This window comes from Pedobacter nototheniae, assembly GCF_032678625.1.
In the GTDB taxonomy this organism is placed as follows: Bacteria; Bacteroidota; Bacteroidia; order Sphingobacteriales; family Sphingobacteriaceae; genus Pedobacter; species Pedobacter nototheniae_A.
Window position 1 is genome coordinate 739,688 of sequence record NZ_JAVTSO010000002.1, and the last position, 12,878, is coordinate 752,565.

Below are 12,878 nucleotides of genomic sequence, written 5' to 3' on the forward strand. Positions count from 1 at the left end.
GTCTTTCTGCAAATTTAATTAAAAAAGCAAGGAATTAAAATGTCAACTACCCGATTAAGTAAGTTATTAGAGTTTTTACAAAGTGAACCCAATGATCCGTTTATACTATATGCCTTAGCCACAGAGTATAACGCTCAAAATGATAAGGAAAAAGCGTATTCTTTTTACCTTCAGTTAACGGATAAACATCCGGATTATGTAGGTACTTATTACCATTTGGGTAAATTATACGAAAAAGACAACCAAAAAGACCAGGCCATAGCAGTATATGGCAAAGGAATGGAAGTGGCGCGGGCAAAACGAGATATGCATGCCTTTTCTGAATTGCAGGGTGCTTTCAACTCTGCCTCTGGGCTGGATTATGAAGATGATTAAATTGGCCGTTTTTAGTAATTAGTTTAATGCAAATAAAACCTATAGCTGCAAAAAAGCAGTGGCTGTTTATCCGTAATGTTGTTTTTTTTACGTTTACATCTTTTGGCGGAGCGCAGGCGCACCTGGCTTTGCTTTTAAAATACTTTGTACATCAAACAAAGTTTGTAACAGAAGAAGAATTATTGGAATTAAATGCACTGGCTCAAGTATTACCGGGGCCTGCCTCAACACAAACTTTAGTTGGAATAGCCTGGAAGGTAGGGCGCCTGAAACTGGCTTTGATTACCTTTTTAATCTGGATTTTTCCTACCGCTGCAATTATGACTTTTGCTGCCATAAGCTTTGGGTTGCTCGATCAGAAACAAAAATTTATAGATATTCTGCAATATATTCAACCCATTGCATTAGGTATCGTGGCTTATGGGGCATATAAATTAGGAAGAAAAGTGTTAACCACCCAGGTTTCTGTTTTTTTAGCAGTTGCAGCAATTGTAGCCACATTTGTTTTAAGAAATGCTTATGTTTTTCCTCTGGCTATATTAATTGGCGGAATGATATCTTCTGCAATGGAAACACCAAAAGAAGAAACTGAACTTCGGGTTAAACTTTTTTCAAATGTAAACCCTAAAAAACTGATTTACTTTTTAGGCGCATTACTGTTGTTTGCAATGGTGGGGGCAATTATTAACCGTACTTCGCCTTTTAGTTTACCCATTCGTTTACTCGAAAATTTTTACCGTAACGGAATATTGGTTTTTGGCGGTGGACAGGTTTTGGTACCCTTAATGTTTACCGAGTTTGTAGAAATGAAGCACTACATTGCATCATCTGGCTTTCTTTCCGGTTTTGCTTTACAACAGGCGCTTCCCGGACCAACCTTTTCATTTACCAGTTATTTAGGTGCTTTAAGTATGCGTAATTTTGGTTATGGCATTTGGGGGCAAGTATTGGGTGGTTTAATTGGTGTAATCGGAATCAATTTACCGGGTTTAATCCTCGTGCTTTTTATTGTGCCTTTCTGGGATGATTTAAAGAAAATTTCGAGGATAAAACATAGTTTGTCTGGCATTAATGCTGTGAGTGTAGGTTTTATTATAGCTGCATTTATCTTGCTTTTAATTCCGATGGGCTTTAATTTGCTCTTTTTAGCAATAATGGTTGCAACGTTTTCCTTGCTCAACTTCACCAAAATAAGTCCACCCGTAATTGTTTTAGTGGGTATATTGATTGGGTATTTATTTTAGATCGAATTTCTTTAGACAAACAAAAAGCCAGTAACTTTAATTTTACTGGCTTTTTGTTTGTGCTTATATTTTTTAATTAAAATGGTGGATCATCGTCATTATAATCATCCATTTTAGAAGGTCTTATAATTACATTGCTCTGAGGGGTAGGGTTATGAAAACTATCAAATGACCCTGAAGGTAGCATTCCAGCACTTGTTTCTCCTGAACCTAAAGAAGGAGCATTAAAATCATCTTCTAAATCCACAAATTTAACAAACTTACCAATGAATTTAAGCGGTACAATTCCGGTTTCACCATTACGGTGTTTTGCAATAATAACCTCACCAATACCGGCCTGCGAACGCCCCTGTTCATCTTCGGTAATTCCATAATATTCCGGTCGATATAAGAACAATACCATATCGGCATCCTGCTCAATGGAACCAGATTCACGTAAATCAGACAACATCGGTCTTTTACCTTGCAAACCCGGTCTGCTCTCTACCGCACGACTTAACTGGGATAGGGCCAGCACAGGAATATCAAGTTCTTTGGCCACAGATTTAAGTGCCCTTGAAATACTACCAATTTCCTGTTCACGGTTACCACCACCTTTACCTTCGCCTTTACCGTGCATAAGCTGCAAGTAATCGACAATAACCATCTGAATATCGTATTGTGCTTTTAAACGGCGGCATTTTGCCCTAAATTCAAAGATATTTAGCGCTGGGGTATCGTCAATTAATAACGGAGCTTCTGTTAATCTTCCTATTTTACTGTGAAGTTGCTGCCATTCCCACTCGGCTAAGTTTCCTTTTCTGATCTTTTCCTGCTCAATTTCAGCTTCTCCTGAAATCAGACGATTAACCAATTGAACGGATGACATCTCCAGTGAAAAAACTACACAAGGTTTGTGGAAATCTACAGCAGCATTTCTGGCACAGGTTAAAACAAAAGCAGTTTTTCCCATCGCCGGACGGGCAGCAATAATTACTAAATCCTGTTTCTGCCATCCACCTGTAATTCGATCTAAACCGGTAAAGCCTGTAGGTACACCTGTTAAACCGTCGGTTTTGGTTCTTAACTCTTCGAGTGTTGCTAACGACTGTTTGATAATGTCGTCCATTTTTTGCGTATCACGGCGAAGGTTATTTTGGGCAATTTCAAAAAGACCTTTTTCTGCCTGATCCAGCAAATCGAAAATATCCGTAGTATCTTCGTAAGCGTTGGTAATAATTTCTGTCGAAATCCGGATTAATTCACGCTGAATGTATTTTTGTGAAATAATTCGGGCATGAAATTCTATGTTTGCAGCTGATGCAACCCTGTTGGTTAAATTGGTGATGTAATAAGCACCGCCAACCATTTCCAACGAACCCAGCGTACGCAGTTCGGCAGTAACGGTTAGGATATCAACCGGGCGCGATTTTTCAAATAAAATATGGATGGCTTCAAAAATTTTCTGGTGAGCTGCATTGTAAAAAACTTCAGGCTTCAATACATCAATTACAGCAGATAAGGCATCTTTTTCAAGCATTAAAGCCCCTAATACAGCCTCTTCAAGATCGAGTGCCTGTGGTGGGATTTTACCTTGTGAACTAATTGTATTGCTAAGTCTGCTCTTTCGGGCAGTCATGCTATTCTTTCCGCCTTGTTCATTATCCATGCCACAAAAGTAGCTAAATTTTGTCCGTTTTGTTTTAATTAGTTCCTACTTCTTTGTTAACAAATTGAAGCCTAAACGGATTAATTTTTCATGGATTTCGGCACTTTTAAAAATTTCTGCACAATTAAATGTTAATAAGGAAGCGATTGATACAAGGCAAAACAATTATTTGCTTTACTTTTGTCTAACAATTTTTAAACATGGATAATTTTAGAAGACCACAGCGCGTAAAAGAGAATAATGAATTTGTTTTTGGTATAAGAGCAGTGATTGAGGCCATTAAAGCCGGAAGAGATATTGAAACAATTTATTTGCAACGCGGCTTAACTGGTGGTTTGTTTCTGGAATTAAAAACGCTTTTAACAGGAACTTTAATTCCTTTAAACTCTGTTCCGATTGAAAAATTGAACCGCATGACCCAGAAAAACCATCAGGGTGTTATTGCTGTAATTTCTCCAATTACTTACCAAAATATAGAAGATATTATTCCGGCCATTTTTGAGAAAGGAGAGGTGCCTTTAATTTTGGTTTTGGATAGCGTAACGGATGTTCGTAATATGGGCGCTATTGCACGTACTGCCGCTTGTGTTGGTGTGCATGCTATTGTAGTACCTTTAAAAAATGCAGCCCAGATTAATGCTGATGCCATTAAAACCTCGGCCGGCGCTTTATTTAGTATTCCAATTTGCCGTCACTCCAATTTACATAAAACCTGCTTATTTCTGCAAGAAAGCGGTTTACAAATTGTTGCCTGTACAGAAAAAACAAACGATTTTATTTATGCACCCGATTATACTATGCCAACGGCAATTGTAATGGGATCAGAAGATGAAGGAATTTCAAACGAACTTTTACGGGTTGCCGATCATTTGGCTAAAATTCCAATGGCCGGAAAAATCGAATCATTAAATGTCTCGGTAGCTGCCGGCGTAATTTTATACGAAGCCGTTAGGCAGCGCACAGTTTAAATTTGATGTAATAATAATTAAGGTGGATAATGTGCAGAAATTTCTGACATTATCCACCTCACATATTAAATGAATTTATTTCCAAATCTGGATTTAACTTCGGCTACAATTTCTTTAACTTTTTGTTCTTCATCCCTTGGGCATATCATTAGCATATTGTTGTTTTCAACCACAATATAATCATGTAAGCCCTGTAAGATAACGAGTTTATCTTTCGGTACGTTAACCATACAATTAGAAGAATCGAACATAATAACCTGCTCAGAAGGGATTACGGCATTGCCAACATAATCTTTGTCTGCCATTTCATAAATAGAAGCCCAGGTACCTAAATCCGACCAGCCGAAATCGGCAGGAAGCACATAAACATTCTCCGCCTTTTCCATAATTCCAAAGTCTATAGAAATGTTGGTGCACTGCAGATAAGCATTATTGATAAAAGCCTTTTCTGTTTCGGTATTCATTTCTGATCTGCCCAGATTAAAAATTTCGTACATATCTGGCAGGTGTTTTTCAAAAGCACTTAAAATAGATTTAGCCGACCAGATAAAAATGCCCGCATTCCATAAAAAATCTCCGCTTTGAAGAAAGGATTTAGCCAGCTCAAGGTTTGGCTTTTCTGTAAACGTTTTCACCTTATGCAAACTCGGATCGGTAACTAAAACATGATCCGTATGTTGAATATAACCATATCCGGTATCGGGACGATTAGGCATAATCCCTAACGTAATTAAGCAATCATTTTTAGAAGCGGCATTTAAAGACTGGTTAATTGAGCTATAAAAACCATCAAGATTGGCTATAGTATGATCGGAAGGGGCAACAACAATTGTGGCATTAGGATTAATTTCTGCGATTTTTAAAGATCCATATGCGATACAAGGAGCAGTATTCCGTAAAAGTGGCTCAGCCAAAATTTGGTTGTCGCTAAGCTGTGGTAATTGTGCTCTAATTAAATCAGTATAAATTTCATTGGTTACAATGAAAATATTTTCAGGTGGGCATATTTTTAAGAATCGATCGTAGGTGCTTTGGATTAATGTTTTTCCGACGCCGAAAAAGTCAATAAATTGTTTAGGGAATTCTGTTCTGCTTACAGGCCAAAAGCGACTTCCAACGCCGCCAGCCATAATTAATGCATAAAAATCTTTATTCATTTTATAATTTGAAACTACACAATACCTTCTTTTAAAAGATCGTGTAAGTGAATAATGCCAAAGTAAGTATTTTGTTGTAAAACCAACAATTGAGTAATGTTATTTTCTCTGATTATTTCGAGGGCTTCTACAGCCAAGGCATCAAATTGAATGCTTTTAGGGCTTTTCCCCATAATATCTTCAGCCTTTAAATGATCAATGCTGGTACTGTTTTCAAGCATTCTTCTGATATCACCATCCGTAATTACGCCCAATATTTGGTTTTCATTATCAATAACAGCTACTGCACCCAAACGGTTTTTACTAATTTCAATTAAAACCTCTTTCACTGGTGCTGAACGTTTTATATGCGGTTTTTCATTCGATAAAGCTAAATCTCCGGCTTTTAAGTAAAGTTTTTTACCGAGCGCACCACCTGGATGATATTTGGCGAAATCGACTTCATTAAAATCCCTGGATTCAAGCAAACAAATGGCCAGGGCATCACCAAGGGCTAATTGCGCCGTTGTACTGGTTGTTGGGGCAAGATTATGGGGGCATGCCTCTTTTTCTACAGCAGTATTTAAAATCAGATCAGCATGTTGCGCTAAGTAAGAATTTAATTCACCAACCATTCCAATCAAAATATTGCCCGATGTTTTCAGTAGAGGGATTAAAACTTTAATTTCAGGTGTGTTTCCACTTTTAGATAAGCAAATAACAATGTCGTTTTGCTGGATCATCCCCAAATCCCCGTGAATAGCATCAGCCGCATGCATAAAAATAGCCGGTGTACCGGTAGAGTTAAAGGTAGCCACGATTTTTTGTGCAATAATTGCACTTTTACCAATTCCGGTAACAATTACACGCCCGTTACAGTTTAAAATATTTAACACCACCTTTTCAAAATCGGCATTAATATTATTGGCAACATTTAAAATTGCAGCAGCTTCTAAGGCTAATGTGTCTAAAGCTGATTGAGTTATTGATTTTTTACTTTTCAAAGAGAAAAAAATTGTCGGTTAATACTTGAAATTCTTGTAAAATTATGTTATTTTGGATACAAAAATAGCATCGCATATTTTATTACACAAAATGGACGTGAAAAAGTCGTTATTTGATAACCTGCAAAATTTCTTTGGGTTTGATAATTTCAAAGGTGATCAGGAGTCGATCATTACAAATATTTTAGAGGGCAATAATACATTTGTTATTATGCCAACAGGTGGGGGGAAGTCTATTTGCTACCAATTACCTGCTTTAATGAGCGAAGGAACAGCAATTGTGATTTCGCCACTTATTGCATTAATGAAAAACCAGGTGGACCAATTAAGGGCATTTGGGGGTAATGACAGCATTGCTCATTTTCTAAATTCATCCCTAAACAAATCTGAAATTACACAGGTTAAAACTGACCTTTTAAGTGGTCAGACTAAATTGTTATATGTGGCACCAGAATCGCTGGCTAAACAAGACAACATTGATTTTTTAAATTTGATTAAAATTTCATTTGTTGCGGTTGATGAAGCGCATTGTATTTCTGAGTGGGGACATGATTTTAGACCTGAATACCGAAAAATCAGGCAAGTAATTAGTGGTTTAGGCAATAACATCCCTATCATTGCATTAACCGCAACAGCTACACCAAAAGTGCAGCAAGACATTATTAAAAACCTTGGTATGAGTGATGCAACTTTATTTAAGTCATCATTTAACCGCCCAAATTTATTTTATGAAATCCGTCCCAAGCGTGATATTACCAAGGAGATTATAAAATACATTAAATCAAATACGGGTAAATCGGGTATTATTTATTGTTTGAGCCGTAAAAAAGTAGAAGAAGTTGCCGAAGCTTTAAATCTTAATGGCATCAGCGCTTTACCATACCATGCTGGTTTAGATCCAAAGGTAAGGGCAGAAACGCAAGATAAGTTTTTGATGGAAGATGCAGAGGTAATCGTTGCAACCATTGCTTTTGGTATGGGAATCGATAAACCTGATGTTCGTTTCGTTATCCACCACGATGTGCCCAAAAGCATGGAAGGTTACTACCAGGAAACCGGTAGAGCCGGGCGTGATGGCGGTGAAGGTGTTTGCCTTGCATTTTATGCGCAAAAAGATGTAGATAAACTGGCGAAGTTTATGAAAGATAAACCGGTTGCAGAACGTGAAATCGGTACGCAAATATTAAAGGAAGTAATTGATTATGCCGAATCGGGCGTTTGCCGTCGTAAACAGATTCTTCATTATTTTGGCGAAAATTTTAATGAAACCGGTTGCAACTGCATGTGTGATAATTGCAAGAAACCTAAAAAGCAATTTGATGCTGAAGAAAGTCTTTCTACTTTATTAAAGTTTATTGATAAAACCGGAGAAAAGTTTGATGATGTACATTTATTAAATGTTTTTCTCGGCTTGGAAACTGCTCAAACCATTGCCTACGAGCACAGTAAATTGCCAGAGTTTGGCTTAGGCAAAGAGGACGGAGAATTAATGTGGAAATCGATTGTTCGGCAGGCGGTATTAAATAATTTCCTTTTTAAGGATATTGATAATTACGGCCTATTAAAATTAACCAAACAAGGTAAAGATTTTATAAATAACCCATATAGTCTTAAATTTATCTTAAACGAACCGATTGAATCGGGCGTTGATGATGACGATGATGACTTAAAACAAGGTACGGGCGCACTGGATACGCAACTTTTACAATTGCTTAAAGATCAGCGTAAAAAAATAGCCAAACAAAAAAATGTACCTCCTTTTGTCGTTTTTCAGGATCCCTCTTTAGAAGAAATGTGCACGCATTATCCAATTACCATGGAAGAATTGCGACAAATTTCTGGTGTAGGTTCTGGTAAAGCCATGAAATTCGGTTCTCCGTTTATTGAGTTGATCAAAAAATACGTTGAAGATAATGATATTGAGCGTCCGATTGATTTAATTATCAAAACACAGGCCAATAAATCTCAAATGAAAGTGTCTATTATTCAGAATATCGACAGGCAAATTGGCCTTGAAGATATTGCAGATTCAAAAGGCATTACTTACGAGGAAATTTTAAAAGAAGTAGAATCTATTGTTAATTCAGGCACCAAGTTAAACCTTAATTATTTTATCGATGAGGTTATTGATGACGACCGCCAGGATGAAGTATTTGACTATTTCAGGGCAGCTGAAAATGATTCAATTGATGAAGCCTTAAACGAGCTCGGCGAAACAGATTATACCCGTGAAGAAATCCAGCTAATGCGGATTAAATTCATGTCGGAATTAGGAAACTAATCTTTATATAGATTAGTAAAATGGAAGATGGGTATCAGTATTACCCATCTTCCATCACAATTTACATAATACCCCAATACATGTTAAACTACTTAGATAAAATAAAAAATACAGATTCAGGAAACTTTTTTTTAATGGCTGGACCATGCGCAATAGAAGGTGAGGAAATGGCTTTACGTATTGCAGAAAAAATTATCTCGATCACGGATAAACTTAAAATTCCATATATTTTTAAAGGATCTTACCGCAAAGCAAATAGAAGTAAAGGCAGCTCTTTTACCGGCATTGGCGATGAAAAAGCATTAAAAATCCTTGAAAAAGTAGGGCGAGAATTTAATGTACCAACCGTAACGGATATTCATGAAAGTAGCGAAGCGGCTATGGCTGCAGCTTATGTAGATGTACTTCAAATTCCCGCGTTTTTATGCCGCCAAACGGATTTATTAATTGCTGCTGCCGAAACAGGAAAAGTTGTTAATGTAAAAAAAGGACAGTTTCTTTCTGCAGGATCGATGAAATTTGCGGTAGAAAAAATTGTAGAAGCTGGGAATAATAAAGTGATTTTAACAGACAGAGGAAATACTTTTGGTTACCAGGATTTAATAGTGGATTACCGCGGTTTACCTGAAATGCAAAGTTTTGGCGTTCCTGTGGTTATGGATTGTACGCATTCTTTACAACAACCTAACCAAAGCAGTGGTGTTACTGGTGGTAAACCAGAATTAATTTTAACCATTGCCAAAGCTGCCATTGCAGTAGGAGCCGATGGATTGTTTATTGAAACGCATCCTGATCCTGCACACGCAAAATCTGATGGTGCCAATATGCTGCATTTAGATTTGCTGGAAGAAACTTTAGCAAAATTGGTTCGTGTAAGGCAGGCCATTATCTAATGGATTTAAACAAAAGGGTATTTTTAACTGCCGAATGGCGAAAACTTGCTTTAGCCAATTACGCTGTAGATCAGGATATCCTTTTGAAATATTTACCACCTCATGTTGAATTAGACGACTGGCAAGGAAAATATTATGTAAGCCTGGTAGGCTTTATGTTTGTAAATGTTAAACTTAAAGGTTTAAATATTCCATTTCACAGTACTTTTGAAGAAGTTAACCTTCGTTTTTATGTAAAATACAATGAAAATGGAGTTTGGAAACGGGGCGTAGTATTTATTAAAGAAATTGTTCCTAAACCGGCCATTACTTTTATTGCAAATACCATTTACAAAGAGAACTACCAAACCTTACCCATGAAACATTTATGGATTGAGCAGGAAAATCAACTCGAAGTAGAATATCAATGGAAAACCAAAAACTGGAACAAATTTTCCGTAACAGCTTTGTCTAAAAGTGAATCCATTGCGCTTGGTAGCAAAGAAGAATTTATAACTGAACATTATTGGGGTTACACCAAAGTTGGGGTAAATAAAACATCAGAATATGGCGTTGAACATCCCGTTTGGGAAGTTTATCCTGTTAAAGAATTTACCATTAATGTTGATTTTGGAACAAACTATGGTCAGGAATTTAGTTATTTAGCGCATACTGAACCAGATTCCGTTATGCTGGCAGAAGGTTCTGAAATTAGCGTGCTTAGCGGGAAAAAGATATAAAATATTATCTTTAGTGATGAGTTACACTATAATTAGAAACTTTAGCCTTGTCGTATTATCGTTATTTTGTGTTTTAACGTCTTGTAATAAACCTGTTGAAGTAAAGCAGACGTTTAATTTTGAAACTTCATTACGACCAGGTAATGACAGAATGGAAGATTTTACAAACAACATAAATAAAGTGTTGAGGAACAATGCAGAGACCTCGGGTGCAGATAGCACGATCCAGTTTCAATCAAACGAAGATGAAAAAAAACCAATTTACGAAGACGTTGCTTTTTTGCCTGTACTTACAGCTGAAGCATTAGATCAGATTATTGGTGATTATGCAGAAAAAAGATTTAGAAGAAATGGCGAAGATCATTCTGCCCAGGTAAACTCGATAGATTTTACTAAAAACCTCGTATTTCTGGTTTCTCATCCTAAAGCACCGATGATGGTTTTGGGAGAAGTTAATGATAGCGGACACGCGATTTACTTAGATAGAGTTTTAGATGATGGAACCAAAGATAACAAACGACTAATCAAACTACAATCTAAGCGATTGGGTGATGTAGCTTCGGGCATGGCTTCATTAATGCAAAAGTGGGAATCCACTGTTTATATTTTAGAAAAGAAAAATGAAGATAGTTTATTGGTCGAAATAGATAAAACTGTTTACCCTTTTAGTTTAAAGAAATAATATTTAAACTTTCGTAATTACAAACGACGTTCGGCGGTTATTCTTTCTGCCCGATTCTGTTTTATTATCTGCAATGGGTTTACTGGCACCAAAACCTTTAAACATAAGTCTTTTTGTATTAATATTATTTTTAATTAGGTATTCGTAAACTGCATTCGCTCTGTTTAATGATAATTTTTCATTCAATTTATCGTCGCCAACATTATCGGTATGTCCTTGTATTTCAATTTCAACAGTTGGGTTATCATTTAAAAATCCAATTAAAATTTCCAGTTCTTTTATCGAAGCCGGTAAAAGATTGTATTTATTGGTGTCGAAAAATATATTTTTTAAGGTTACATTGCCACCTGCCTTAATTTTTTCAATATAAACTTCAATCTGGTAGGGTTTATTAATATCGCCGGCCTTGAGTTCAAAGTTTTCTGAATAAAACATGTATCCCTCGGCATTAACATTGAACATATAATTGCTGCCTACCGGCATTACCGCTAAGAAACTTCCGGTTGAGGGATCGGTATAATCGTCAAAAACAGTTTTATTTGTTCTTAAATCAACAACCTGTACATTACTTTCAATTGTTTTTTGGCTGTCTTTATCTTTAACAATACCTTTTACATAACTTACTTTTAAGGGTCTTGCTTGTTCCGGAATGCCAAAACTATAAATATCCTGCCCGCCGTAACCATCTTTCAGGTTAGAAGAAAAGAAACCTAAATTACCATCTGCGCTAACAATCAAACCACTTTCATCCTCGAAAGAATTAATAGGATAGCCTAAATTAACTGGTTTTTGCCACTTACCAGAATCATCCAGTCTACTGTAAAAAATATCTTTATTGCCAAATCCTGCCCAGCCATCTGATGAAAAATATAAAGTTTTACCATCAGCATGGAGAAAAGGTGTATTTTCATCAAAGGGTGTGTTAATTTCGGGACCAAGGTTTACGGCTGGTCCCCATTTAGAATCCGCTGTAATGGTACTTTTCCAGATATCGTAACCTCCTGAACCACCAGGTCTGTTGCTTACAAAATAAAGTGTGCTTCCATCCGGACTAATTGCAGGTTGAGATTCCCAGTATTCAGAATTTACAGGACTACCAATATTATAAGGTTCGCCCCAATCTACACCTTCTCTGTGCGAAACATAAATGTCGCATCTTCCTAAACCATCAGGGCGGTTACAGCCGGTAAAAAATAAATATTTACCATCAGGCGATATGCTTTGTGCACCTTCGTTATATTTTGCTGTATTTATCTTCATGGAAAGCGGAACGGCTTTAGCCCATTCATTGTTTTTGAACTGCGATGTCCAGAAATCTTCGTTACCATTAATTTGTCGGGTGAAAATTAATGTTTCTCCGTCAGCGGTTAAAGCTGGGAAATATTCGGCATTTGCCGTATTTACACCTTCTCCGAGGTTTTTAGGTGTATATTTTACAGGTTTTTTAATGGCCTCTATCGCAAATTCGCAATCCACCAGGTACTTTTTTGCTTTCCTACTTCTTTCAGATGATTTATCAAGAACGATAAACGCTTCAAAATGCTGTTTCGCTTTTAAATATTCTGAAGTGGCAAATTCCATTTGAGCGAGGTTAAAAGTAACTTCCGGCAAAATATTTTTATTAATGCCAATGGCTTTTTCGTAGTTGGCTTTCGCCTGCGGATACTTTTTTTGAATACGATAAACATCGCCCAAAACAATTAATGCATTTTGATATTGTGGATCGGCCTGAATGGCACTCTCCAGCAGTTGGGCAGCAGCATTGTAATCTTGCTTCTGGATAAAAGGATCTGCTTTCTCAAATAAGTTTTGCGCTTTTTTATTTGATGGATTTTGTCCAAAACAATAAAAGCACAAAATGCTAAACAAAATGATTAAGCCATGCTTCATTACATTAACATTTGGTTATCAAAGCTAATGTAAACTAT

Annotated in this window: 11 protein-coding genes; 7 read left to right on the forward strand and 4 right to left on the reverse strand. The window is 36.6% G+C overall.

Annotated elements, in window-relative coordinates; all coding sequences use genetic code 11:
- Positions 1-39: 39 nt before the first annotated feature.
- Both R2Q77_RS08880 and chrA read left to right on the forward strand, forming a co-directional pair.
- Entirely contained in the window at positions 40-375 is a 336-nt protein-coding gene (locus R2Q77_RS08880; RefSeq protein WP_316803366.1) for a tetratricopeptide repeat protein, read from the forward strand.
- 26 nt (positions 376-401) lie between these two features.
- The gene (gene chrA, locus R2Q77_RS08885; protein ID WP_316803367.1) at positions 402-1,619 is read left to right on the forward strand and encodes a chromate efflux transporter; all 1,218 of its coding nucleotides are present in this window, start codon (positions 402-404) and stop codon (positions 1,617-1,619) included.
- Between the two features lie 76 nt (positions 1,620-1,695).
- Here the strand turns inward: chrA and dnaB are convergent, their stop codons facing one another.
- Positions 1,696-3,267 (reverse strand): replicative DNA helicase, encoded by a 1,572-nt coding sequence (gene dnaB, locus R2Q77_RS08890; protein WP_316803368.1) that lies wholly within the window; start codon positions 3,265-3,267, stop codon positions 1,696-1,698.
- Positions 3,268-3,467: 200 nt separating this feature from the next.
- On the opposite strand from dnaB, the gene rlmB reads away from it, so the two are divergent.
- A complete protein-coding gene (gene rlmB, locus R2Q77_RS08895) occupies positions 3,468-4,235 on the forward strand; it encodes a 23S rRNA (guanosine(2251)-2'-O)-methyltransferase RlmB (protein WP_316803369.1) in 768 nt (255 codons plus the stop codon).
- 65 nt (positions 4,236-4,300) lie between these two features.
- Here rlmB and R2Q77_RS08900 read toward each other — a convergent pair whose 3' ends face one another.
- Together R2Q77_RS08900 and R2Q77_RS08905 are read right to left on the reverse strand one after the other, a co-directional pair.
- Positions 4,301-5,392: a mannose-1-phosphate guanylyltransferase gene (locus R2Q77_RS08900; protein WP_316803370.1), complete on the reverse strand. Its 1,092-nt coding sequence runs from the start codon at positions 5,390-5,392 to the stop codon at positions 4,301-4,303.
- Between the two features lie 14 nt (positions 5,393-5,406).
- Positions 5,407-6,375 (reverse strand): KpsF/GutQ family sugar-phosphate isomerase, encoded by a 969-nt coding sequence (locus R2Q77_RS08905; protein WP_316803371.1) that lies wholly within the window; start codon positions 6,373-6,375, stop codon positions 5,407-5,409.
- Between the two features lie 91 nt (positions 6,376-6,466).
- Between R2Q77_RS08905 and recQ the strand changes: the two genes are divergently transcribed.
- From recQ to R2Q77_RS08925, 4 genes are all read left to right on the forward strand, one after another.
- On the forward strand, positions 6,467-8,656 hold the full coding sequence (gene recQ / locus R2Q77_RS08910) for a DNA helicase RecQ (RefSeq protein ID WP_316803610.1): 2,190 nt from the start codon (positions 6,467-6,469) through the stop codon (positions 8,654-8,656).
- Positions 8,657-8,736: 80 nt separating this feature from the next.
- Positions 8,737-9,549, forward strand: coding sequence for a 3-deoxy-8-phosphooctulonate synthase (gene kdsA / locus R2Q77_RS08915; RefSeq protein WP_316803372.1), 813 nt, complete (start codon positions 8,737-8,739; stop codon positions 9,547-9,549).
- Positions 9,549-10,268, forward strand: a complete 720-nt coding sequence (locus R2Q77_RS08920; RefSeq protein ID WP_316803373.1) for a DUF2071 domain-containing protein — start codon at positions 9,549-9,551, stop codon at positions 10,266-10,268. Before kdsA ends, R2Q77_RS08920 begins: the two co-directional genes overlap by 1 nt.
- 16 nt (positions 10,269-10,284) lie before the next feature.
- The gene (locus R2Q77_RS08925) at positions 10,285-10,950 is read left to right on the forward strand and encodes a hypothetical protein (protein WP_316803374.1); all 666 of its coding nucleotides are present in this window, start codon (positions 10,285-10,287) and stop codon (positions 10,948-10,950) included.
- A 3-nt stretch (positions 10,951-10,953) separates the two neighbouring features.
- On the opposite strand, the gene R2Q77_RS08930 is transcribed toward R2Q77_RS08925, so the two are convergent.
- Complete coding sequence (locus R2Q77_RS08930; protein ID WP_316803375.1) at positions 10,954-12,840, reverse strand: OmpA family protein; 1,887 nt, start codon at positions 12,838-12,840, stop codon at positions 10,954-10,956.
- Positions 12,841-12,878 lie beyond the last annotated feature (38 nt).